Annotated in this window: 22 protein-coding genes and 1 tRNA gene; 15 read left to right on the top strand and 8 right to left on the bottom strand. The window is 70.9% G+C overall.

Going from position 1 to position 23,387, the window contains the following annotated elements; translation table 11 throughout:
- Nucleotide 1 precedes the first annotated feature (1 nt).
- Together RIC31_RS09970 and gbd are read right to left on the bottom strand one after the other, a co-directional pair.
- A complete protein-coding gene (locus RIC31_RS09970) occupies nucleotides 2–1,252 on the bottom strand; it encodes an MFS transporter (protein ID WP_350105995.1) in 1,251 nt (416 codons plus the stop codon).
- A 111-nt stretch (nucleotides 1,253–1,363) separates the two neighbouring features.
- On the bottom strand, nucleotides 1,364–2,497 hold the full coding sequence (gene gbd, locus RIC31_RS09965; RefSeq protein WP_350105992.1) for a 4-hydroxybutyrate dehydrogenase: 1,134 nt from the start codon (nucleotides 2,495–2,497) through the stop codon (nucleotides 1,364–1,366).
- A gap of 123 nt (nucleotides 2,498–2,620) precedes the next feature.
- Between gbd and RIC31_RS09960 the strand changes: the two genes are divergently transcribed.
- From RIC31_RS09960 to RIC31_RS09910, 11 genes are all read left to right on the top strand, one after another.
- A complete protein-coding gene (locus RIC31_RS09960) occupies nucleotides 2,621–2,947 on the top strand; it encodes a hypothetical protein (RefSeq protein ID WP_350105989.1) in 327 nt (108 codons plus the stop codon).
- Nucleotides 2,944–3,546 (top strand): HD domain-containing protein, encoded by a 603-nt coding sequence (locus tag RIC31_RS09955; RefSeq protein ID WP_350105986.1) that lies wholly within the window; start codon nucleotides 2,944–2,946, stop codon nucleotides 3,544–3,546. Before RIC31_RS09960 ends, RIC31_RS09955 begins: the two co-directional genes overlap by 4 nt.
- Before the next feature lie 87 nt (nucleotides 3,547–3,633).
- The gene (locus RIC31_RS09950; RefSeq protein ID WP_350105983.1) at nucleotides 3,634–4,776 is read left to right on the top strand and encodes a hypothetical protein; all 1,143 of its coding nucleotides are present in this window, start codon (nucleotides 3,634–3,636) and stop codon (nucleotides 4,774–4,776) included.
- Nucleotides 4,777–4,786: 10 nt separating this feature from the next.
- A complete protein-coding gene (locus tag RIC31_RS09945) occupies nucleotides 4,787–6,160 on the top strand; it encodes a hypothetical protein (protein ID WP_350105980.1) in 1,374 nt (457 codons plus the stop codon).
- 124 nt (nucleotides 6,161–6,284) lie between these two features.
- Entirely contained in the window at nucleotides 6,285–7,781 is a 1,497-nt protein-coding gene (locus RIC31_RS09940; protein ID WP_350105978.1) for a sensor histidine kinase, read from the top strand.
- A gap of 14 nt (nucleotides 7,782–7,795) precedes the next feature.
- Complete coding sequence (locus RIC31_RS09935) at nucleotides 7,796–8,737, top strand: branched-chain amino acid transaminase (protein WP_350105975.1); 942 nt, start codon at nucleotides 7,796–7,798, stop codon at nucleotides 8,735–8,737.
- A complete protein-coding gene (locus RIC31_RS09930; RefSeq protein WP_350105973.1) occupies nucleotides 8,737–9,534 on the top strand; it encodes an alpha/beta hydrolase in 798 nt (265 codons plus the stop codon). The genes RIC31_RS09935 and RIC31_RS09930 overlap by 1 nt, the downstream gene beginning before the upstream one ends.
- 5 nt (nucleotides 9,535–9,539) lie before the next feature.
- A complete protein-coding gene (locus tag RIC31_RS09925) occupies nucleotides 9,540–10,547 on the top strand; it encodes a pyridoxal-phosphate dependent enzyme (RefSeq protein ID WP_350105971.1) in 1,008 nt (335 codons plus the stop codon).
- Nucleotides 10,548–10,550: 3 nt separating this feature from the next.
- Nucleotides 10,551–10,706, top strand: a complete 156-nt coding sequence (locus tag RIC31_RS09920) for a hypothetical protein (RefSeq protein WP_350105968.1) — start codon at nucleotides 10,551–10,553, stop codon at nucleotides 10,704–10,706.
- Nucleotides 10,707–10,738: 32 nt separating this feature from the next.
- Nucleotides 10,739–11,890, top strand: coding sequence for an amidohydrolase (locus tag RIC31_RS09915; protein ID WP_350105965.1), 1,152 nt, complete (start codon nucleotides 10,739–10,741; stop codon nucleotides 11,888–11,890).
- A gap of 215 nt (nucleotides 11,891–12,105) precedes the next feature.
- Entirely contained in the window at nucleotides 12,106–13,317 is a 1,212-nt protein-coding gene (locus tag RIC31_RS09910) for a TauD/TfdA family dioxygenase (RefSeq protein ID WP_350105962.1), read from the top strand.
- Between the two features lie 21 nt (nucleotides 13,318–13,338).
- On the opposite strand, the gene RIC31_RS09905 is transcribed toward RIC31_RS09910, so the two are convergent.
- Entirely contained in the window at nucleotides 13,339–14,124 is a 786-nt protein-coding gene (locus RIC31_RS09905; protein WP_350105958.1) for an FRG domain-containing protein, read from the bottom strand.
- A 208-nt stretch (nucleotides 14,125–14,332) separates the two neighbouring features.
- Between RIC31_RS09905 and RIC31_RS09900 the strand changes: the two genes are divergently transcribed.
- Nucleotides 14,333–14,417: transfer RNA gene (locus RIC31_RS09900), tRNA-Leu, on the top strand.
- Between the two features lie 3 nt (nucleotides 14,418–14,420).
- Here RIC31_RS09900 and RIC31_RS09895 read toward each other — a convergent pair.
- Entirely contained in the window at nucleotides 14,421–15,071 is a 651-nt protein-coding gene (locus tag RIC31_RS09895; RefSeq protein ID WP_350105955.1) for a TetR/AcrR family transcriptional regulator, read from the bottom strand.
- 124 nt (nucleotides 15,072–15,195) lie between these two features.
- Here RIC31_RS09895 and RIC31_RS09890 point away from each other — a divergent pair, with 124 nt between their 5' ends.
- Nucleotides 15,196–15,852 carry a DUF2306 domain-containing protein gene (locus RIC31_RS09890; protein WP_350105952.1) on the top strand — a complete coding sequence of 219 codons (657 nt, stop codon included), beginning with the start codon at nucleotides 15,196–15,198 and terminating at the stop codon, nucleotides 15,850–15,852.
- Between the two features lie 42 nt (nucleotides 15,853–15,894).
- Here RIC31_RS09890 and amt read toward each other — a convergent pair whose 3' ends face one another.
- The 4 genes from amt to RIC31_RS09870 form a co-directional block, all read right to left on the bottom strand.
- Entirely contained in the window at nucleotides 15,895–17,997 is a 2,103-nt protein-coding gene (gene amt / locus RIC31_RS09885) for an ammonium transporter (RefSeq protein ID WP_350105949.1), read from the bottom strand.
- 75 nt (nucleotides 17,998–18,072) lie between these two features.
- Complete coding sequence (locus RIC31_RS09880) at nucleotides 18,073–18,471, bottom strand: hypothetical protein (RefSeq protein ID WP_350105946.1); 399 nt, start codon at nucleotides 18,469–18,471, stop codon at nucleotides 18,073–18,075.
- Entirely contained in the window at nucleotides 18,468–19,220 is a 753-nt protein-coding gene (locus RIC31_RS09875; RefSeq protein WP_350105943.1) for an enoyl-CoA hydratase-related protein, read from the bottom strand. The genes RIC31_RS09880 and RIC31_RS09875 overlap by 4 nt, the downstream gene beginning before the upstream one ends.
- On the bottom strand, nucleotides 19,217–20,011 hold the full coding sequence (locus RIC31_RS09870; RefSeq protein ID WP_350105940.1) for a competence/damage-inducible protein A: 795 nt from the start codon (nucleotides 20,009–20,011) through the stop codon (nucleotides 19,217–19,219). Before RIC31_RS09870 ends, RIC31_RS09875 begins: the two co-directional genes overlap by 4 nt.
- 257 nt (nucleotides 20,012–20,268) lie before the next feature.
- On the opposite strand from RIC31_RS09870, the gene RIC31_RS09865 reads away from it, so the two are divergent.
- Together RIC31_RS09865 and sfsA are read left to right on the top strand one after the other, a co-directional pair.
- Nucleotides 20,269–22,407 (top strand): methyl-accepting chemotaxis protein, encoded by a 2,139-nt coding sequence (locus RIC31_RS09865; RefSeq protein WP_350105937.1) that lies wholly within the window; start codon nucleotides 20,269–20,271, stop codon nucleotides 22,405–22,407.
- Nucleotides 22,408–22,671: 264 nt separating this feature from the next.
- Complete coding sequence (gene sfsA, locus RIC31_RS09860) at nucleotides 22,672–23,382, top strand: DNA/RNA nuclease SfsA (RefSeq protein WP_350105934.1); 711 nt, start codon at nucleotides 22,672–22,674, stop codon at nucleotides 23,380–23,382.
- Nucleotides 23,383–23,387: the final 5 nt, after the last annotated feature.

Here is a 23,387-nt window from a genome sequence, read left to right as displayed (position 1 = left end):
CTCAGGCGGTGGCGTCGGCCTCCCGGCGCTTGCCGACGGCGGTGAACACCGTGACCAGCGAGACGACCATGAACGCCGCCACCACGTAGAACACGACCGCCGGGCGGCCCTGGTCCAGCAGGAAGCCGAACAGCAGCGGCGACACGATGCCGCCGATGCTGAAGCCGGTGGAGACGAAGCCGAACACCTTGCCCATCGCACCCGGCGGCGTGACCGAGCGGACCAGCATGTCGCGGCTCGGCATGATGATGCCCTGGGCGATGCCCTGGGCGACCATCAGCCCGATCAGCAGCCACAGCGGCAGGGCGACCAGGCCGATTACCAGGACGGCGGCGGCGGTGAACAGGAAGCATGTCGCGGCGACCCGGTTGTGGTGCCGGGTGCGGTCGGCGATCTGGCCGCCGATCAGGATGCCGCCGGCGGTGCCGAACAGGTAGCTGGTCAGGGCCGCCGTCGCCTCCGCAACCGGGGTGTCGTACAGCGCGTTCAGGGTCGCGATCAGGAACTGGTTGATGCCGCCCTGGCTGAGCGCCAGCAGGGTGAAGAACACCAGGCACATCAGGATCGGCGGGCTCAGCAGCACCGAGGTCGGGGTCGGCCCGGCATCCGCCTTGGCCCCCGGCTTGCGGCGCTTGTCGGCGCCCGGCGCGTGCTTCAGCGAGCGGCCGAACACCAGCAGGCCGGCGGCCGCCAGGATCCCTGCCGCGCCGCAGATCGCCACGCCGGTCTCCCAGCCGAACAGCGCCGCCAGCGCGATGATGGTCGGCGGCACCACGGCACCGCCGAAGAACCCGGTGAAGGTGTGCAGCGAGAACGCCCTGCCCATCCGCTTCTCGGACACCGAGGCAGACAGGATGGCGTAGTCGGCCGGGTGGTAGACGCCGTTGGCGATGCCGGCGACCACCATCAGGCCCAGCACCGCCCAGTAGCTGCCGGTCAGCCCGATCAGCAGGAACGCCAGCCCCTCCAGCGCCAGTCCGGCGATCAGGATGCCCTTGGCGCCGATCCGGTCGACCAGGTAGCCGCAGACGATCTGGCTGACCCCGGTGGCGGCCGAGAACGCCATCACGAACAGCCCGAGCTCGACATAGCTGACCCCGAACGCGTCCTTCAGGATCGGGAACAGCGGCGGCAGCACCAGGATGTAGAAGTGGCTGAAGAAATGCGCGACGCCGATCAGGCTGATCACCTTCACGTCGTCGCGGAAGCTACCGGGCTCGGCCTCGTCGGCGGCCGGGGAGATGGCGGTCATGGCGCTCTGGAATCTGCCGGAATTTCAGGCAGGTTGTTCCCGGGGCGCCGGTCGGTCAAGCCGGGGCGACGCATGGCACTCATGCCAAAGGATGAGGAGCGCGGCGGTCCCTCAGCGCATCGCCTCCTCGAACAGCGCCTCGAAGCCGCTGCGGTCGACCGGCCGCGGGTTGGTCGGCGTGCAGTGGTCGTATTCCGCCTGCTCGGCGGCGACCGGGATCATCGCCTCGGTCACCCCCATCTCGCGCAGGTTCCGCGGCAGCTTCAGCCGGGCGTTCATATCGGCGATCACCTGCGGCATGTCGGCGTTCGACGGCAGCTCCATGACCCGGCGCAGGGTGTCGTACTTGTCGCCGACATGGTCGTGGTTGAACCGCAGGATGGTCGGCATGATCACCGCGTTCAGGGTACCGTGGTGCAGCCGCGGCTCCGGCAGGGCGCCGAGCGGGTGCGACATCGAATGCACCGCGCCCAGGCCCTTCTGGAACGCCATGGCGCCCTCCATCGAGGCCATCATCATGTTCCAGCGCGCCTCGCGGTCGTGGCCGTCCTTCACGGCCCGCTCCAGATGCCTGACCGCCCGCGACACCCCGTCCAGCGCGATCGCCTCGGCCGGCGGGTTCACCTTCGGCGACAGGTAGGTCTCGATGCAGTGGGTCAGCGCGTCCATGCCGGTCGCCGCCGTCAGGCCGGCCGGCAGGTCGAGCGTCAGGTCGGGATCGCAGATCGCCCGCTTGGGGATCAGGTAGGGCGAGACCAGGGCGGTCTTCACCCCGCTGTCCATGACGATGACGGCGCCGCGGCCGACCTCGCTGCCGGTGCCGGCGGTGGTCGGGATGGCGATCAGCGGCGGCATGTTGGCGGTGATCTTCGGGACCCCGCCCTTGATCATGGCGTAGTCGTCGAGCGCGCCGGGATGCTCGACCATCAGCATGACCGCCTTGGCCAGGTCCATGGACGACCCGCCGCCGACCGCGACGATGCCGTCGCAACCGGCCTCGCGGTACATCGCCAGCGCCTGCTTGGCGGCCGCTTCGGTCGGGTTGGCCGGCGTGCCGTCGAAGATCGTGACCGCCTTGTCGTTCGGAATCACGCCGCGCACGGTGTCGATCAGCCCGGCCGCGACCAGGCCCTTGTCGGTGACGATCAGCGGGCGCTTCATGCCGAGCGCGTCCATCTCGGCGCCGAGGGTCTTCACCGCGCCGTGGTCGAAGGTGATGTTGGTCAGATAGCTGATCAGGGTCACGCAGGGCTCCTCGGAGAATCGGGCCGAAACAATCGGGCTGTCGGACCGGAGGATGCGGGCGCTTGACCCGGCGATGCAAGCGGCCGATTGCCGCCGGGGGCCCGCACCGCTATGTCGGGGCGCATGCGACGCCCGGTGATCCTGATCTGTGCCCTGGTCGCGGCGGCGGTCTGGGCCGCGGCCGGCGGCCTGTTCGCCGTCCGGCACTGGCCGGCGACCGCGGCCGCGATCGAACGCGACCGCGACCTCGGCATGCGCGGCTGCGCCGGTCGCTATCCTGAACCCGCGGCCCGCGGCCGCTGCGAAATCCTGTTCGAGACCCAGTATGTGATGGAACGCAATATCGCCCTGTTCACCCGCCTGCTGATCGTCGCCGGCCCGCTCGCCGGGATCGGCCTGTGGGCCGCCCTCGGCAGTCGCCGCCCACGCCGGCCGGGACGCCGCCGGTGAGCCGCGCGGCCGACGCCCCGCGGGCCTGGCAGCGGATGCTAAGCGGTCGCCGGCTGGACCTGCTCGATCCGTCGCCGTTCGACGTCGAGATCGAGGACATCGCCCACGGCCTGTCGCGGGTCGCGCGCTGGAACGGCCAGACCGCCGGGGAATGGGCGTATTCGGTGGCCCAGCACTCGGTCCTGGTCGAGCGGATCGCCGGCTTGCTCGTTCGCGACCTGCCGCAGCGCTGGCGGCTCGCCAGCCTGCTGCACGACGCCCCGGAATACGTGGTCGGCGACATGATCACGCCGTTCAAGGCGGTGATCGGACCCGACTACAAGACCGTCGAGGCCGGGCTGATGCGGGCCGTCCACCTGCGGGTCGGGCTGCCGGCCGAGCTGCCGGCCGGCATCGCCAAGCTGATCAAGCGGGCCGACCGGATCGCCGCCTACCTGGAGGCCACCCAGCTCGCCGGCTTCGACCCGGCCGAAGCCCGGCGGTTCTTCGGCAGCCCGCGGACCGGCCGGGATATCCGGATCGAGCCGGTGCCGCCGGACGAGGCCAAGCGCCGCTATATCGACCGGTTCCGGGTGCTCGGCGGGACCGCCAACTGCTGAGCGCGGGGCCCCGCCGCCGCGATTCCATGGTGCGTTGCATCGGGATTTCGGCGAAGGTCTAAGCAAGGGACGATTGACGGATATTCGATGACCGAGGCGGCAAACGACAGCAGCGGTTCCGAGAGCGGGCATCTGAGCACGCGGTACTGGCCCGCGACGTTCGAAGAGCGCGGCGTCGTCGCCCCTTTCACGACCCCGACGCTGGCGTTCTCGCGGGTCCGGTCCGACCGCGACGAGGCGCTGGAGATCCTGGTTCCCGGCATGTCGGGGAGCACGGGCATCTATGTGATCGCCTGGCCCTCGGTGCGCGAGATGTTCCGGATGTCGGTGCACGACCGGGTGCTGCACGAAGCGATCGCCGACGCCAAGGCGACCACGCCGCGCGCCATGCGGCGTTGCGCCAACCAGACCGCGATGACCGGGCTTGCCGGGCCCGACGCCATCGAGTGCTCGAAGGCGGCGCTCGAGCAGGAGGAGAACGAGCGGCTGCTGACCAATTTCTACCTGATCAACTCGGTGGTCGACCGGCTGTCGTCGGCGCCAGCCAAGCTGACCGTCGCGGAGTTGTCGTCGCCCGACGGCAAGCGCAAGGTCCGGCAGATCCTCGACGACATCGGCCGCAGGATCGGCGCCTCCTCGGAGCAGATCTACGCCAGCCTCGAGAAATGGTCCGACATGATCGCCCCGCTCGGACTGCCGGTCATGCCGCACGAATGCCGACTGCGCAGGCTGATGAAGCGGCTGGAGGCGTTCCGGATGAACGTCGACGAATGGGGCCGGCGCTCCAACGCAGACCCGGACGGCATGTCTTTCCTGACCGCCGACGTGGCGAAGCTGACCCTCGACATCGGATATCCGGTGATCGAGGAGGTCGACGCCTATGCGACCGACCTCTCCGGCAGCCTGGCGAGCTGGCGCAGGACCGAGAGCGCGATCGGCGAGCGGGTCAACCGGCTGTCCTGGCTGCTGGACGGCTGGGACCATGTCCTGACGATCTGGGACAGCGTCCTGGAATCGCCCATCTGGGAACAGGTCGACGCCATGGAGGAGATCGTGCGGATGCTGCCCCTGGTGCCGAAGAAGGAGTTGGAGCGGCAGGCCGGCGACGCCTGGGGCGACATCGAGAACGCCCTGCGCAAGTTCGTGAAGCCGATGCAGAGCTGGCAGTCCGGCGAGGTCGACATCGACCTGCTGCTGCGGGTCGAGCAGCGCCGGGCGCGCGCGCTCTAAGGGGGCCAGCATGTCGACCTCCCCTCCCGACCGTTCCCTCGACCTGCTGGCCGGCCGCGTCTTCGACATCCCGGAGCCGCAGTTCGTCGACCTGGTGCGGGCGCTCGAGGCGCGTCGGCTGAAGCTCGACCAGCGGGCGACCGCGGACGCCGTGCTGAGCCGCCTGCGCCCGCGCATGTCGATGGCCCGGCCGCCGCGCCGGCCGACACCGCAGCGGCTGTTCTGCCTGCCGTTCGAGGACCTGCTGTACGACCCCGGAACCGACCGCAAGGCGGTCGGGCGGATCCCGCGATCCGCCATCGGTCCGATCTGGGCGCTGTTCGCCGAGCACGCGTCGCCGGGCGTGATCGAGGGCACGTCCGCCGCCCTGAAGACCGCCGAGCCGGACGACACCGCGGCCATCCTGGCCGCCGGCGGGCCGTTGTGGACGGAGGGCGCCCGGGTGCTGTCGGCGCGCGACGCCGCCGCCCGCAAGTCCGCCGACGGCCGGACGAAGCTGCGCGACGCACTCGGCGGTGAGCCGGTTCTGGCTTCGCTCGAGGACGTCACCATCCTGCTGCGGATCGCCCCCCCCATCCTCGAGCTTCGCGCCGCCCTGCCGCCGGCCCCGATCGAAGGGATCGGAAGACAGGGAATAGCCGCGCTGGTGCAGGCCCTGAAGACCGTCGCCGCCCTCGACCGGACGGCGGTGCCCTATGTGATATTCGTGCTGATGGCGCGGCTGCGCGACCTCGGCATCCTCGGCGACCTGTTCGAGAAGCTGACCGAGGCAGGCGCCGGCGAGCTGCTGCGGGCCGCCGGCGAGCAGGCCGGCGAGGCGGTGGTCAGCCAGAGCGAGGACCGGCTGGTCGACGTGCGCAACGAACTGGCGGACGAGGACCTGCCGAAGGCCGACATCGCCCGGGCGCTCGGCCGGGAGGTCGAGGCCCTTGACCGCTCGGCACGGGCCGTCGGCGGCGGACGGGCGTTCGCGCGCCGGATCGACCGGGTCAAGGGCGAACTCGGCCGGGTGGCGCGCGAGCATGTGGTGACCGGCTCGGTCGAGGCAACGCTGGAGGCGATCGCGGGGCTGGACGACCCGATGGCAACGGCCGACCAGGAGATGCAGAACCTGCGTGCGGCCGAAGACCGGATCGTCGCGCTGCGGCTGTGCGGCCGGTTCTCGGGCGATCCCGAGACGGCGAAGGAGATCTCGGCGGCCATGAAGAAGATCGGGAGCGGCCTGGATGCCCGTGGCCAGCAACTGATCGCCCGGCTCGAGAAGAACGATGCCGAGGTCTCGGTCGTCGATCTGTACAACACCGTCCGCCTGGTCGAACTGGTCGACGGGCCCGACAAGGCCGACAAGCTGCGGCTCGCCGGCATGAATGCGATGAAGGGCTAGCCGGAGCGCCACCCCCGGTTTTCAGAAAATCTTAAACGAATATGTGATTCCTTGCCGATGCCTTCGGGCCGAGCGGACATCCCGTGGGCGACCGTGCGGCAATCTACAACGAGGAATCGCATAAATGCTGTCGCGGCAGTTCGCACTGATCGGGTTTCCGATCGCGGTTCTTGCCGCAGCCCTGCTGATCGGCTCTTACCACTTCGTGGTGCTGGCCAATCTGAAAAGCAGCGTGGAGGCGGTCGCGGCTTCCATGGCGCAGATCTTCGCCAACACGCTTTGGCACGACTACGGCTCGCTGGTCGCGGTCGCCGACGGCATGGACGCCGCCGCGATCCGGACGGATCCGCGGACCGAGCGGCTGGACGCGGAGGTGCGGAAGATCGCCGCCGGAACCCGGGTGCTGAAGGTGAAGGTGTACTCGCTGCGCGGGATCACGCTCTATTCGACCGACCCGGCGCAGATCGGCAGCAACTACTGGGACGAGTCGAACTATCAGGCCGCCCTTGCCGGGGACGTCGCGAGCCGGTTGACCCGGAAGGCGACGTTTCAGGCGATCGCCGGCCCGCGGACCGACCTGGTGGTGCTGGAATCGTACATCCCGGCGCGCGTGCCCGCCGACACCGGACGGATCATCGCCGTGCTGGAGATCTACTCCGACGTTACCGACCTCGAGGCCGGCATCCTGCAGCGCCCCGAGGCCGTCGGCGCGATGCTGCTGGTGGTCGCGGTCCTGCTGGCGGCATTCGGAACCCAGCTCTGGGTCCTGCGGCGCGCCGAGCACCGATGGCTCGACGAGCAGGCGCAGCGACTGAAGCTCAGCGCCGAATACGCGATCGAGTTCGAAGCCAGCCGGGCGAAGTCGGCCTTCCTGGCCGGCATGAGTCACGAACTCCGAACGCCGCTCAACGCCATCATCGGGTTCTCGGAACTGCTCCGGATCCAGGCGTTCGGCCCGCTCGGCCAGCCCCGCTATGTCGAATACGCCGAGGACATCCACGGCGCCGGACGGCACCTTCTCGGGGTGATCGGCAACGTCCTCGACCTCAGCAGGATCGAGGCCGGCAAGACCGAGGTCTCCTGGGAAGCGGTCGACCCGGTCGAGGTCGTCCGATCGGCGCTGGACATGCTCAACCACGATGCCGAAGACAGGAACATCGTCCTGCGCCGGACGATAGAGCCCGGTATCCCTTCGATCACCAGCGACGCCGGCAAGCTCCGGCAGGTCGTCCTCAACATCGTTTCGAACTCCATCAAGTACTCCCGGCCGGGCGGCGCCGTCGAAGTCGGCGTGTCGTTCGACGCGGCGCGCCGCGGCGTGCGGCTGGTCGTCTCGGACAACGGCATCGGCATGACCGAGCATGGCCTGGACATCGCCCTGACCCCGTTCGGCCGGGTCCCCGGCCAGTGGAGCCAGCCGCAGCCGGGGACCGGGCTCGGGCTGCCGCTCGCCAAGCGGACGGTCGAGATCCTCGGCGGGGAGTTCCAGATCGCCAGTGCCCCCGGCATCGGGACCACGGTGACGATATGGCTGCCCGCAGACGCCAAGGCGCACCGCACCACCGATTCTCTTGCACGCGGTTTCCCGGCGGATCTAGGCTCGCGCGATCACCTCGTTTGAAAGGACACAGGGCCATGGCCCAGCCGCGCTTCGCCTTCCTCGACGACCAGATCGTTCCCTGGGACGACGCCACCGTGCATGTCTCGACCGGTGCCTTCAAATACGGCGCATCGGTGTTCGAGGGCCTGCGCGGCTACTGGAACGAGCAGGCCAAGGAAATGTTCGTCTTCCGCATGGACGAGCACATGGACCGCTTCACCTTCTCGCAGCGCTTCATGCGCTTTGACGAGGTGTTCTCGCCGGACTACGTGACCGAGAAGACCCTGGAGCTGATGCGCGCCAACGGCTTCAAGGGCGAGAACGTCCACATCATGACCACCGCCTACCTGAAGGGCGGCGCCGCCCCGGGCGTGACCGGACCGGTGGGCTTGGCGATCACGGCGCTGGAGCGGCCGCGCATCGCCAAGATCACCTCCGGCGTCTCGGCCCAGGTCAGCTCCTGGGTACGGGTGGCCGACAACGCCATGCCGATGCGCGTGAAGTGCAACGCCAACTACAACAACGGCCGGCTCGCCTCCATGCAGGCCCAGGCCGACGGCTACGACACCGCGATCTTCCTGAACAGCCGCGGCAAGGTCTCGGAAGGCCCGGGCATGTGCTTCTTCATCGTGCGCGACGGCAAGGCGATCACGCCGAGCACCAGCAACGACATCCTGGAGAGCATCACCCGCACCACCGTGCTGCAGCTGCTGGACGAGCTCGGGATTCCGACGGTCGAGCGCGACGTCGACCGCTCCGAGATCGTGGCGGCCGACGAGGCGTTCTTCTGCGGCACCGCCTGGGAGGTCACGCCGGTCACGATGATCGACCGCCTGAGCGTCGGCGACGGCAGCATCGGGGCGATCACCAAGCGCCTGCAGGAGACCTACTTCGACGTCTGCCACGGCTTCTCCGGCGCCCATGCCGAGTGGCGGATGCCGGTCTACGGCTCGGCGGCGGTGAAGGCGGCGGAGTAGTGTCGCTCGGCACCGGGACGGCGCTCGGTCCGGCCCGGCTCTGGCACCGGCCCCCGGCGGCTGCGGATCCGCGGCCGCCGGTGCTGCTGGTGCATGGCGGCTACCACGGCGCCTGGTGCTGGGAATACTGGGTCGAGCGGCTGGCCGCCGACGGCCGCGAGGTGGCCGCCCTCGACTGGCGCGGCCATGGCGGCCTGCCGCAGCCGCCGGACTACCTGCAGACCGGCGCCCTGGGCTTCACCGAGGACGTGGTCGCGGCGATCGACGCCCTGGACCGGCCGCCGGTGGTGGTCGGCCACAGCCTGGGCGGCCTGCTGGCGCCGTTGGCGGCGACCCGGCGCCCGACCGCCGGCCTGGTCCTGGTCTGCCCGTCGCCGCCCGGCAACATGCCCGGCGCCGCCAAGGTTCCGCTGGTCCCCACGACCGAGGCCGCCCCGCCGCTGTCGGCGGCGGTCGCCGGACCGCGCTACTGCCCGCATCTGACCGAGGCCGAGCTGGCCGGCAGGCTGTGTGCCGAGAGTCCGGCCGTGCTGAACGACCGCTACGGCCTGAGGGTGCCGGTCGACCCGGCCGCCGTGCGGGTGCCGGTGCTGGTCGTCGAGGGCGGCCGCGACGACCCGGAGCGCCATCCGCCCGGCCAGGACCTGGCAATCGCGGAGTTCTACGGCGGCGCCCACATCCGGCTCGACGACGCCCCGCACAACCTGATGCTGGGCACCGGCAGCGACCGCTGGTTCGACGCCATCTGGGCGCGCCTGGACGCCCTGCTGGCCGACGCGCCGGTCGCCGGCCCCTGATCGCGATGCTCGAGCATCTCGCCCGTGTCGACCTGCTGGACGGCCCGACCCCGTTCCAGCGCCTGAAACGGCTCGAGGCGGTGACCGGCCACCGCTCGCTGTGGGCCAAGCGCGACGACGTCGCGGCCCTCGGCCTCGGCGGCAACAAGTTGCGCAGCCTGGAGTACTGGATCGGCGAGGCCGGCCGCCGGGGCGCCGACATCCTGGTGGTCGCCGGTGCGCCGGAGTCCAACCAGTGCCGGCTGACCGCCGCGACCGCCGCGAAGCTCGGCCTCGACTGCCTGATCCTGCACGGCGGCGACCCGCCGGCCGGCGAGGTCGGGAACCTCATGCTGAACCGGCTGCTGGGCGCCGGGATCCGGTTTCTCGGCCCGGTCGACGAGGCCACGCGCGGCCGGATGGCGCGCGAAGCCGCCGAGGAACTGGCCGCTGCCGGCCGCCGGCCCTACCTGATCGGCGACCCGGCGGTCGGCGCCCTCGGCTATGCCCGCGCCGCCGAGGAACTGGTCCGCCAGGCCCGCAGTGCCGGCGTCGACCTGCGCCACGTCGTGCTGCCGGGCTCCATGGGGCCGACCGAGGCCGGGTTCCTGTATGGCTGCGCCCTGCTCGACCTCGACCTGACGGTGCATCTGGTCAGCGTCGAATACGGGGCGGACGAACTGGCGACACGGATCGCCGTCATCGTCGGGGCGGTGGAGACGCTCGCCGGCGTGCCGGCCGGCGACTGGCGCCGCCGGATGCGCATCCACATGGACCAGCTCGGCCCCGGCTACGGCCGCCCGACCCCGGAGTCGGTGGCGGCGGTCCGCACCTGTGCCGGCCTGGAAGGCTTCTTCCTCGAGCATACCTACACCGCCAAGACCTTCGCCGGGCTGCTGCGGATGCGCGGCGACGGCACCATTCCGGCGGACCAGCCGGCCTGCTTCCTCCATACCGGCGGCGTGCCGGCCCTGTTCGGGCAGGTCGCAGCAGACCCGTCGCTGGTAGACCCGTCGCTGGTCGCGCCGCCGTAGGGCATGGCCCGACGACGATCCGCGCTGCGCCTGTGGATCGGCCGGGTCGCGGTGCTGGTCGCCGTGGTCGCCGGCCTGCTGCTGGTGCTGTGGAGCGCCCGGCTGGCCTGCGAGCTGAACCCCGGCTGCCCCTGGCCGGTGCTGTGGCGTTCGCGCTAGACAGGGAGGCGCGAGACGAACGGGAGCCCGCGATGTTTCTCACCAACCAGGACGTGGTCGAGCTGACCGAGTGGCGGCGGAAGCTGCACCGGATGCCGGAGCTGTCCGGCGCCGAGGTCGAGACCGCCCGCGAGGTCGCCGGGTTCCTGGCCGCCACCGGTGCCGACCGGATCGTCACCGGCATCGGCGGCCACGGCGTCGCGGCGGTCTACGAGGGGTCGGAGTCCGGGCCGACGCTGATGTTCCGGGCCGAGCTCGACGGCCTGCCAATCGCCGAGGTCTCGGACATCCCGCACCGTTCGGCGGCCGACGGCCGCGGCCACATGTGCGGGCATGACGGCCACATGGCGACCCTGGCGGCGTTCGCGCGCGGCCTCGGACGCCAGCGCCCGAAACGCGGCCGGGCGGTGGTGCTGTTCCAGCCGGCCGAGGAGAACGGCGCCGGCGCCGCGGCGGTGGTCGCCGACCCGAAGTTCCGGGAGATCCGCCCCGACTTCGCCTACGCCTACCACAACATGCCGGGCATGCCGCTCGGCCAGGCCGGGCTGTCCGAGGGGCCGGCCAACTGCGCCTCGCGCGGCATCCGGATCGTGCTGACCGGCAAGACCGCGCACGCCTCGATGCCGGAACAGGGGGTGTCGCCGATGGCCGCGGTGGCGCGGCTGATGCCGGCGCTGACCGGCCTCGGCAGCGGCGGTGGCCTCGACGAGGACTTCGCGATGGTGACGATCACCCATGCCAGCATGGGCGAGCCGGCCTTCGGCATCGCGCCCGGCCGGGCCGAGATCTGGGGCACGCTCAGGACCCTGGTCGACGCCCGGATGGACAGCCTCGTGGAACGGGCGGAGCGTCTGGTCGCCGAGGCCGCCGCCGCGCAGGGCCTCGGCTTCGAGATCGACTATCACGACGTGTTCCGGCACTGCGAGAACGCCCCGGAGGCGGTGGCCCATCTGCGCGCGGCACTGGCCGCCGAAGGCGTCGCCATCTGCGACACCGCCCCGTTGCCGATGCGCGCGTCCGAGGACTTCGGGCGTTTCGGCGACCACGCGGTCTCGGCCATGTTCCTGCTGGGATCCGGCGAGCGCCACGCGAGCCTGCACAACCCCGACTACGACTTTCCCGACGACCTGATCCCGATCGGCGCCCGGGTGTTCATGCGCACCCTGCGCGACCAGCTCGGCTGACGGCGTGGAGGGGCCCTATCGGCAGCCCTTCCCGATACCGTCGTCATTCCGGACCGGACCGCCCGGACCGGACCGCCGCAGGCGGGACGGAGCCGGAACCCACCCACCCCCGCGATGACGGCCCTGCCACACAACACTGGCGCATCCGCGACAGCGGGGTTGATCGACCGGGGCCACACTGTTCTGGTGGCATGGCTCCGGCACGGAGATCCCGCATGACCGACGCACCGCTGCTGACCCCGGACTTCGACGCCTGGCCGATCGGCCGGCTGCCGACGGCAGCCGCCGTCGTCGGCAGCGACGTGGTGGTGACCTGGGCCGACGGCACCGCCAGCCGCTTCGACACCTGGTGGCTGATCGACAACTCGCCGATGCCCGAGCACGTCAACCGCGCGACCCGCGAGCCGACCCTAGACCTGTCGACCCTGCCCGACGACTTCCACGCCACCGCCGCCACGGTCGAGCCGGGCGGCGGCGTGCTGGTGAGCTGGAGCCATGGGGTCGCCGCCAGCCGCTACCACCCGGGCTGGCTGGCCGCCCACGCCTATGACGGCGGCGGCTTCGACGCCGACGACCGGCCGGCCCCGGTCACCTGGGACGCCGCGACCATGGCGGCGCCGCCGAGCTTCGACGGCAGCCGCATCCTGGAGGACGACGCCACCCTGGAGGCCTGGCTGACCGCGGTCGCGACCTACGGGTTCGGCCGGCTGCGCGGGGTGTCGACCGAGCCGGGCACCGTCGACGCGATCGCCCGCCACATCGGCACCGTGCGCGAGACCAATTTCGGCCGGGTGTTCGACGTGCGCTCCAAGGTCGACCCGGACTCCAACGCCTACACCGCGCTCGAGCTGACCCCGCATGTCGACCTGCCGACCCGCGAGTACCAGCCCGGCCTGCAGATCCTGCACTGCCTGGAGAACTCGGCGTCCGGCGGCGAGGCGGTGATGGTCGACGGCTTCCGGATCGCCGAATACCTGGCCGGGCACGAGCCGGAGACCTACCGGATCCTGACAGGCGAGCGATTCACCTTCCAGAATCGCTCGAAGACTTCGGATTACCGCTGGCTGTCGCCGGTGATCGTGCTCGATTCCGCCACCGGGGCCCCGGTCGAGGTCCGGATCGCCGGCTTCCTGCGCGGCCCGATGGCGCTGCCGGCGGCCCGCATGGGCCCGGCCTACCGGGCGCTGCGGCGGATCTTCGCGCTGTCCCGCGACCCGCGGTTCCGCCTCGCCTACGGCTACGCGCCCGGCGACCTGGTGCTGTTCGACAACCGCCGCATGCTGCACGGCCGCGCCGCCTTCGACCCGGCCGCCGGCGCGCGCTGGCTGCAGGGCATCTACCTGGAGCGCGACGAACTGCACTCGCGCCTGCGGATCCTCCGCCGCAAGGCCCGCGAGCGGGCGACGGCGGCGCAGGCGGCGGAGTAGCCGGGCGGGGCCTGATCCGGACTAACGTGAGCCCAGGGATTCTTGGTCCGAAATACCGAGCATTACCCGGTCGCTCAACCGGTCGATCCGCCGGTCGACCTCCCAGACGACATGGCTGGCGACCGAGTCGGCGTCCGGAAACAACGACACCCGATGGACGCCCAGGCGCGCCAGACCGATCTGAATGCGATCGCAGTCGGACGCCCGAATACGGATGGCCTGGAGGTCGGCGGCATAGGCTTCAGCGCCGACCTTGTCCACCGGCGAGCCCGGATGCACCGAAAACAGGCTGCTCTGCGAGAATATCCGCGAATGCGTGACGTCCGGCTGCAGGAACATCACCTGCCCGTCCGCATGCATCCAGGGAAAACAACGACTGAACTTCCCGAAGGTGAAGACCTCCGGCAGGGGCCGACAGAACACCACGCTATCCTGCGCGGCAGCGTCCGGCCCGGCCGGGTTTGCGGCCGCGTGCTTCCCCGCGACCGCGAAGTACAAGGCGGTCAGCGCGTTGCGGGTCCAGTCCAGCAGCCGCGTCGGCAGTCCGTGATGCTGGGCGATGGCGGCGCACCGCCACCAGTCTGGCTTTTCCGTCCGCTCGAGCACCGGGATGTAGGCGGCGGCGTTCAGCCTGAAACGCTGAAGTAGATTCTTTTCGAGCTCCGGATTTCGCTGCCTCGCGTCCGCCAGCGTCGGTCGCAATATGCCCGGCAGCACCGCCCAGTCCCGGGTCTGCCCGCGGAAGATCTGCGGGCCGGTGTTCTCGACCAAGCTAACGAACTGTTCGACCGACTCAACATACGGCATGGCGAGATCCGCTGGTTTCGACGGGCCGGCCCGCATATCAGCCACCCGGAGCGCAAATGACGGGCGGCGATACGTGCGGCTTCCGACATGCTGCCGGTACAACCGCCGATCGGTCCAGTAAATGACGCCCGCCGGACCTTGCCGACGGCAAGAGCCAGCGAAGGGCCTCTTCCCTCCCCGCAACCCGGCAGTGTATCAGGGACCTGGCGGCCCCGTGGCGGAACTGGCAGACGCACGCGACTTAAAATCGCGAGCCTTCGGGCGTGCGGGTTCGATTCCCGCCGGGGCCACCACCATCACGGATCGCCCGGATCCGCCGCGAAGCCGCGCGCCAGGCCGTCGACCAGGGTGTCCACCAGCACGCCACGGTCCGCCCACGGGAACCCCGGGCGGGCGATCTGCAGGGCCGCCAGGCCATGCAGGGCCGCCCAGATCGCCTGCGCCACCGTGCCCGGGTCGCCCGGCCGCAGGTGGCCCTCGGCGATCAGGGCCGCGACCTGGCCCCGGAACCGCTCGAAGGCGTGCAGTCCGACGGCGGGCAGCCGGACCGGCGCCTGGCGGTGCGACATGAACATCAGGTCGTATTCGACGGGCACCGACAGGGCGAAGTCCAGGTAGGCCCGCAGCACCGCCCGGAACACCCCGGCACGCGACGGCGCCGCCGACTCGGCGGCCAGCAGCCGGTCGTCGAGGTCCCGGAACGCCCGCTCGCAGACCGCCTCCAGGATCGAGTCGCGGTCCGGGAAATGCGTGTACAGCGCGGTCTGCGACACCCCGACCCGCGCGGCGATCCGCCGGGTCGTCGCCGCGGCGTGCCCGCCCTCGCCGTACAGCGCCTTGGCGGCATCCAGGATCTCCTCGACGCGCTCGTGCCCCTGGCCGCGCGGCTTGCGGGTCCGGGTGGGCGGGCGTGGGGCGGGCGGGCGTCGCGCCGGGGATGTCGTCATCGGTCGGAATCCAACGGGGGGAGACGGTTGACGCGACGACCATAGCGCATTACTTGTCGTCGAACAGTGTTCATTGAACAGTTAACGATGAACACCCACCGCTCGCCGCTGACGGAGGAACGTGATGCCCCGAACCGCCACCCTGCGTGTCCACCCGGTTCTCGCCGCCGCCGGCTTCTGGCTGGCCGTCCTGCTCTCGCTCGTCGTCGGCCTCGCCTCGCTGCGCTACCTCGCGGGCGACCCGCGGATGGCCGGGGACGGCATCCGCGCCTCGATGGTGGCGAACGGCTGGATATTCGTGACCCACGCCGCGGCCGCCGCCCTGGCGCTGATCCTCGGCGGCTTCCAGTTCGTCGGCGGCCTGCGGCGGCGGGCGGCGGGGCTGCACCGCTGGAGCGGCCGGATGTACGTGGCGGCCTGCGTCGCCGGCGCAGCGGCGGCGCTGTGGATCGCGCCGGACGCCGAGGGCGGCCGCCTCGCGGGCTTCGGATTCTCGGTGCTGGCGGCGGTCTGGCTGTACACCACGCTGACCGGCTGGCGCCTGGCGATGCAGCGCGACTTCACCGCGCACCGGCGCTGGATGATCCGGTCCTTCGCGCTGACCTTCGGGGCGGTGACGCTGCGCCTGCAGCTGGTCCTGTTCCAGGCGCTCGGCTTCGGCGGATACGTCGAGCTGTCGCCGCTGCTGGCCTACAGCTCCTGGATCCCGAACCTGCTGGCGGTCGAGCTGGCCTTCATGCTGGCCGCGGCGTCGGCGGCCGCGTCCCGGCAACCCGCCTGACGGCATCATGCGCGCCGCGAGACGGGCCGGCGGTATCGGAGCCTAGTCCGCCGCCGCCTCGGTCGCCGGGCGGATGGTGCGCTCGTCGGGAAACCGCACGCTGACCGTGGTGCCGTGGCCCTTGATCGAGTCGATGGTCAGGGTGCCGCCGTGCAGCCGCACCATCGACTTCACCAGCGGCAGGCCGAGCCCGGTGCCGCCATAGGACTTGTCGTAGCGGTCGTTGAGCTGGACGAACGGTTCCATGGCCCGCGCGATGTCGGTGCGGTCCATGCCGATGCCGGTGTCGGCGACCACCAGGGCGATCCGCTCGTCCGGCTCCACCCGTCCGACCACCTCGACCCGGCCGCCGCTCTCGGTGAACTTGACCGCGTTCGACACCAGGTTCAGCAGGATCTGCCGGACCAGCCGCTCGTCGGCGCGCAGCCGCGGCAGGTTGTCGTCGACATGAAGTTCCAGGGTCAGGCCGCGGCTGCGGGCCAGGTCCTCCATCATCCTCCCGACCCGGCGGATGACGGCCCGGACGTCGACGTCGACCTCGTGGAGCTCGACCTTGCCGGCCTCGATGCGGGAGTGGTCGAGCAGATCGTTGACCAGGGTGAGCAGATGCTCGCCGGCCATCCGGATGTCCTCGGCATAGGTCTTGTACCGGGTGTCGCCGAGCTTGCCGAACGGCTCGTTGCCCAGCAGGTCGGAGAACCCGATGACGGCGTTCAGCGGGGTCCGCAGCTCGTGGCTCATATTGGCCAGGAACGCGCTCTTGGCCCGGTTGGCGGCCTCCGCCTCCGACTTGGCCGAGGCCAGCGCCTCGACCGACTGCTCCATGCGCCGGGTATCGGCCCGCACCCGCGCCACCACCCGGTTGTACTGCCGGGCGATCGGCTCGACCTCGGAGCCGATCTCGACCGGAATCGGGTCGTCCATGCGGCCCGACCGGAAATGGTCCTCCATCGAGACGATCAGGTCCTGCATCGCCGACGAGGCCTCGTGCTCGGCGGCGTTCAGGCCGATGCGCTCGCCGTCGGCCGAGATCCTGAGCGGCGACACCAGGTTGATCGCCCGCAGGACGACGTAGGTGGCCCCGAAGGCGAAGCCGCCGATGCTCGCCACGCCGAGGGCCTGAATGCCGAGCTGTTCCAGCCAGCCGCGGCCGAGAATCTCGGGGTCGCCGAACAGGGCGACTGCCAGCGTGCCCCACACCCCGGCGAACAGGTGGACCGGGATGGCCCCGACCGCGTCGTCGATCCGCAGGCGCTCCAGCAGCAGCATGCCCGGCGGGACCAGGGCGCCGCCGATCGCGCCGATCACCACCGCCTCCCCGGCGTCGACCGCATGGCAGCTGGCGGTGATCGCCACCAGTCCGCCGAGGATGCCGTTCAGCAGGGCGTCGACCCGGGCCCTGCGGGACAGCACGGCGGCGACTCCCTGCCCTGCCAGGCCGCCGAAGCAGCCGGCCAGCATGGTGTTGACGATGATCGGTGCGACCCGGCCGTCGAACGCCAGGGTCGAGCCGCCGTTGAAGCCGATCCAGCCGAACCACAGCAGCATCGCGCCGATGGCGGCGAGCGGCAGGCTGTGCGGCTGCGGCGTCATGCCGCCGTCCTGGAAGCGGCCGATCCGCGGCCCGATGATCAGCACCGCCGCCAGCGCCACCCAGCCGCCGATGGAATGCACCACCGTCGACCCGGCGAAATCGACGAAGCCCAAGGCCTCCAGCCAGCCGGCGGGGCCGCCGTCGGCCCCGGCCCAGGCCCAGCCGCCGGCGATCGGATAGATCACGCCGGCGACGAACGCCGAGACGATGACATAGCCGACATAGCGGATACGCTCGGCGACCGCGCCCGAGACGATGGTGGTCGCGGTACCGCAGAACATCAGCTGGAACAGGAAGAACGCGGCCGGCCAGCCGATGCTCTCGGCCGATTCCGGCGGCCGCTCTGAGCCGAACATCAGGGCAAAGCCGAAGGCCCAGAACACCGCCCCGGCGACGCAGAAGTCGATGAGGTTCTTGGCGGCCACGTTGATCGTGTTGCGGGCCCGCACGAAACCGGCCTCGAGCGCGCAGAAGCCGACCTGCATCACGAAGACCATGCCGGCCGCGACGATCATCCAGGCAACGTCAAGGGGAACGGCGTGCGGCACCATGAGCATTCCTATGCCGAATCGCCGTTTGCGATCAATCCGGAACCCTTGCCCGGGCCGAAGTCTCGCGCCGCCGCCTCAGTCATCGAGGGGCCTGAGCGGACGGTCCGGGCAGCGCCGGTAGGTCAGGCGCGGCGCCGGCTCGACGCGCACCAGCACCTGGCCGACCGGGTCCCAGTCGAACACCTGCCGCGGCTCCGGGCGCGACAGCGACAGCGACGGCGCGACCACCAGCCGGACACCGTCGAACGAATAGGCCGCAGTGCCGATGACAACGTCCCGCAGCCCCTTGGTGGTGCCGAGGTCGAGCTGTGCCTTGGTGTAGCGTCCGTCGCGCAGGACCACGACGTTAGTGCCCGAGCAATTCACCGCGTCACCCTGCGCCACCCCCCAGATACCGTCGAGGGACGCGGCGGCCGCCGGCCCGCCGGCAACGAGCAGCAGCAGTAGCGGGATCGGCGCCGCAGCCCGTCTCACCCCCGCCGCTCCAGCGCCGCGGCCATCCTGCGGCGCGGCACGTCGGTGGTGAAGCTGGCGGCGAACACCGCCACGCTGGCCTCGACCGCGTCGGCCAGCGCGAGCGTGTCCCACTGCCGGCACAGCAGCTTCTGCGCCCGCACCGCCGCCGGGTCGGCCTCGGCGATGCTCTGCACCAGTGCCGCCGCGCGCGCCGCCAGCTCGCCGGTCGCCACGACCTCCTCGACCAGTCCCCAGCGCTCGGCGAGCGCGGCGCCCACCACCTCTCCGGTCAGCACCAGGCGGGCCGACCGGCCGCGCCCGATCAGTCGCGGCAGCAGTGCCGCCTCGATGACCGACGGCACGCCGACCAGCACCTCGGGCATGGCGAAGCGGGCGTCGTCGGCCGCAATCCGCAGGTCGGCGCCGGCCACCAGCTCGAGGCCTGCACCGACACAGGTGCCCTGGATCGCCGCCACCACCGGCACCGGGCAGTCCATGACCGCCGCGATCGCATGGTGCAGGCCGCGGATGAACGCCTCGGCCGAGACCGGGTCGAGGCCGGCCATCTCGCGAACGTCGGCTCCGGCGCAGAAGCTCGGCCCGGCGCCGTTCAGCAGCACCACCCGGAGCGCGTCGTCCCGCGACAGCTCCCGGAACGCCGCGGCCACGGCCCGCGCCGCGTCGCTCGACAGGGCGTTGCGCTTCTCCGGGCGCGACAGGGTAACGGTCGCGACCCCGCTGTCCTGTGTAATCTCGACCAGGCTCATGCCACGGCCCCCCCGGCGACGGTCGTCTCGGCGGCCGGATCCGCCTCGATCGGTTCGGCGCCGAGCGACCGGACCAGCGCGCGAACCTCCTCGGAGGCGGCCGCCAGCCGGTCGGCATCGGCCGAGCGCAGCACCAGCGACGTGCCGAAATGACCGGCCCGGAAATACGGATAGCTGCCGATCTCGACGTCCGGATAGCGCCCCTGGATCTCGCCGAGCCCGGCCGCCACCGTCCCCTCGCCGATCGTGCAGGCGACCGTGTGCGACAGCACCGGCGCCCCACCGGTCAGGCGCCCGGTCAGGCCCTCGAACATCGCCTGCATGATGCGCGGCACGCCCGGCAGGACGTGGACGTTGCCGATGATGAAGCCGGGGGCGGCGGACACCGGGTTGTCGATCAGTTCGGCCCCGACCGGGATGTCGGCCATCTTGCGGCGCGCCTCGTTGAAGTCGATTCCGGTGTTGGCGTAGTGCGCGGTCAGGCGCCGCATGGCCTCCGGGTTGCGCTCGACGGCGGCCCCGAAAGCCTTGGCGATGCAGGCGGTGGTGATGTCGTCGTGGGTCGGGCCGATGCCGCCGGAGGTGAACACATAGGTGTAGCGCTCGGAAAGGGCGCGGACCGCCTCGACGATCGCCCCTTCGTCGTCCCGCACCACCCGGACCTCGGCCAGCCGGATGCCGAGCGCGTTCAGCCGTTCGCCGATATAGCCCAGGTTCTTGTCCTGCGTGCGGCCCGACAGGATTTCGTTGCCGATGATGCAGAGGGCGGCGGTCACGGTCTGGTCGGACATGGAAGACGGCTCCGGATGCGGCGTTCGGAAGACCGCGCGATGGGAGCCGCCGGCCGGCCGCAAGTCAAGCCGGCAAAGATTTGGTAACGCCTTGTTAACCCCAGCGTGTAGACAATCGCTGCACAGTCTGCACGGAACAGAATTCAACCTTTGATTTGTCTAAAACGCTCGACATTCTGGGGCGTCGCCCCAGAACCGACAGCAGAATATGAACCGCCACCGCCCCGCCAGCGGATCGCGGAAAGGGAGACCCTCGAATGACCTTGCGAGTCAAAGTGCCGCTAATCGCGGTTCTGCTCAGCCTGATCTCGTGCGCCCTGATCGGCGTGCTGGGCTACGTCCAGAGCCGCGATGCGCTCTACGACAGCGCCGTCGACCGGCTGGGCTTCATTGCCGAGACCAAGCGCGACCAGCTGGCTCGCTCGCTCGAGGCCACCGCCAACGACCTCGACGGCATGTCCCGCAGCGAGGCGGTCTTCCAGGGCATCGAGAGCCTGATCGTGGCGATCGACGCCGACGAGGTCGACACGGTCCGGGCGTTCTACATGAACCCGGAGCTCAACCGTGAGCAGCGCGCCGAGATCACTGGCGAGGGCGTGAAGGGCATGTATTCCTGGCGGCATGCCGGGCTGCACGCCTCGTTCCTGTCGCTATGGCGCAGCTCCGACATCTCGGACGCCTATCTGGTGCTGCCGGACGGACGCATCATCTACTCGATCACCAAGACCGACGGCTTCCTGAAGTCCCTGGACGAGATCGGCGCCGGCCCTTTGACCGAAGCCGCCCGCGCCGCCCTGCAGCTGCCGCAGGGCGAGCACGACTTCCAGGACTTCCAGGGCTATGACGCCGGCGCGGACGACAAGGTTTCGGCGTTCTGGGCCCAGCCGGTGTACCGGCTGTCGACGATGGCCGACGGCCAGCCGCCGATCGCCGCGATCATCTTCCGGATGTCCGCCGACAAGATCGCCAAGGCCATCGGCGGCGAGGAAGCCGACGGGTCTCCGGCTGACAACACTCTGGTCGGCGCCGACGGCGTGATCCGCTCGAACCGCGTGGTCGGCGACGGCGCCAAGGCGCTCGAGTACTCCGTCGCACCGGAGCTGCAGGCGGCCTTCGCGGCCGGCGAGGCGGGGCAGATGACGGTCGAGGACCCCATGACGGGGACCCTGCTGGCGGCCTATGCGCCGCTGCAGATCGCCGGGCATCCCTATTTCGTGGTGGCAGCCCAGCCGGAGGAACAGGCGCTCGCCGCGGTCGACCGGATGCGCAACGCCATGATCCTGCTGTCGGTGGCCGTGGTAGTGGTGCTGGGGGGCCTGACGGTGCTGCTCGGCGGCCGCCTGACCGGCCCGATCCGCGACATGGCGACCGCCGTGCGCCGGCTGGCCGACAACGACCTCGACGTCGAGGTGCCGGGTCTCGGACGGTCGGACGAGATCGCCGACATCGCCAAGTCGGTGCAGGTCTTCAAGGAGAACTCCCAGCGCATGCGCCGGATGGAGGCCGAGCAGGCCGAGGCCGACCGTCGCGCCGAGGACGAGAAGAAGCGGGCGATGGACGAACTGGCCGCCCGCTTCGAGCAGTCGGTCGGCAACCTGGTGAAGACCCTGGTCGAGCATGTCGACGAGGTGCGCCGGCGCGCCGAGACCATGAGCCAGGCGACCGACGAGGCGCGGTCCGAGGCGACCGTGGTGGCCGGCTCGTCCGAGCAGTCCAGCACCAACGTTCAGGCGGTGTCGGCCGCCGCCGAGGAACTGGCCGCGACCGTCAACGAGATCAGCAGCCAGGTGTCGCGGGCCGCGGCGATGTCGCGCCAGGCCAGCGAGGAGGCCGAGCGCGGCGACGGCCGGGTGCAGGCGCTGGCCGCCACCGCCCAGCAGATCGGCGACGTGCTGACGCTGATCCAGAACATCGCCGAGCAGACCAACCTGCTGGCGCTCAACGCCACCATCGAAGCCGCCCGGGCGGGCGAGGCCGGCAAGGGCTTCGCGGTGGTGGCCTCGGAGGTGAAGAGCCTGGCCAGCCAGACCGCCAAGGCGACCGAGGACATCCGCACCCAGATCGAGGAGATCCAGGCGGCCAGCCGCGACGCGGTCGAGACCATCAAGGCGATCACCGAGGTGGTGCAGTCGCTGGAGCAGATGAACACCGCGGTCGCCTCGGCGGTCGAGGAGCAGGGCGCCACCACCCAGGAGATCGCCCGCAACACCCAGGAGGCCGCGTCCGGCGCCAGCCAGGTGTCGGAAGGCATCGCCAAGGTCTCGGCGGCGTCCGAGCGCACCGGCGAGGGTGCCGCCGAGGTGCTGCACATGTGCGGCGAGCTGGCGGCCTCGACCGACACCCTGGAGCGCGAGGTCTCCGAGTTCGTCGGGAGCATCCGGACCGGCACCGCCTGACCGGGACGCCGTCGGGGGCTTTCGGAACACACATCTCGGCGCGGTGTGTGGGTTCCGGAGCCGGGCGCTCGCGCGCCCCCTCCGGAATGACGGACGATGTATTGAGAACGTCAACCCGGAGAAGCCGCGCGAGCGGCTGGCTCCGGGACCCACGATGCGACGGGCGCCCGCGGCCCGTCGCAATTGCCCCGTAGTCTTCGGATGAACACCGTAGTCTCGCGGACCGGGTGGCGCGGGTCGCGGCCGGGCAGTACGGTGCCGCCCATGGACCTGCCCCGCCCGCTCCTCGAAGGCCGCCTGATCCGGCGCTACAAGCGCTTCCTCGCCGACATCGACCTGGGCGGCGAGGTAGTCACCGCGCACTGCCCGAACCCCGGCGCCATGACCGGACTGAACGCCCCGGGCCTGCGCGCCTGGGTGTCGCGGTCCGACGACCCCAAGCGCAAGCTGCCGCACACCCTGGAGCTGCTAGAAGCCGACGGCGGCCTGGTCGGCATCCATACCGGCAGGCCGAACGCCATCGTCGCCGAGGCGATCGCCGCCGGCGTCGTGCCGGAACTGGCCGGCTACCCGACCCTGCGCCGCGAGGTGCGCTACGGCACCAACAGCCGGGTCGACATGCTGCTCGACTGCCCGGCCCGCGGCCCCTGCTACGTCGAGGTCAAGAACGTGCACCTCAGGCGCATGGACGGGCCGAACCCGGGGGCCGCCGAGTTCCCGGACTCGGTCACGGCTCGCGGCGCCAAGCACCTGGAGGAGCTGGCGGCGATGGTCGCCGCCGGGCACCGCGCGGTGATGATGTTCTGCGTGCAGCGCATGGACTGCGACCGGCTGGTCGCGGCCGCCGATATCGACCGGCGCTACGCCGAGGGCCTGGCCCGGGCGGTGGCCGCCGGCGTCGAGGCGATCGCCTGGGACTGCGCGATCACGCCCGAGCGCATCACGCTGCGCTCCCCCCTGCCCGTCATCGTGTGAGGAGG

This window comes from Thalassobaculum sp. (genome assembly GCF_040219615.1).
Classification (GTDB): Bacteria; Pseudomonadota; Alphaproteobacteria; order Thalassobaculales; family Thalassobaculaceae; genus Thalassobaculum_A.
The sequence above is the reverse complement of the archived record's forward strand: the minus strand, read 5'-3'. Positions and strand labels throughout refer to the sequence as shown.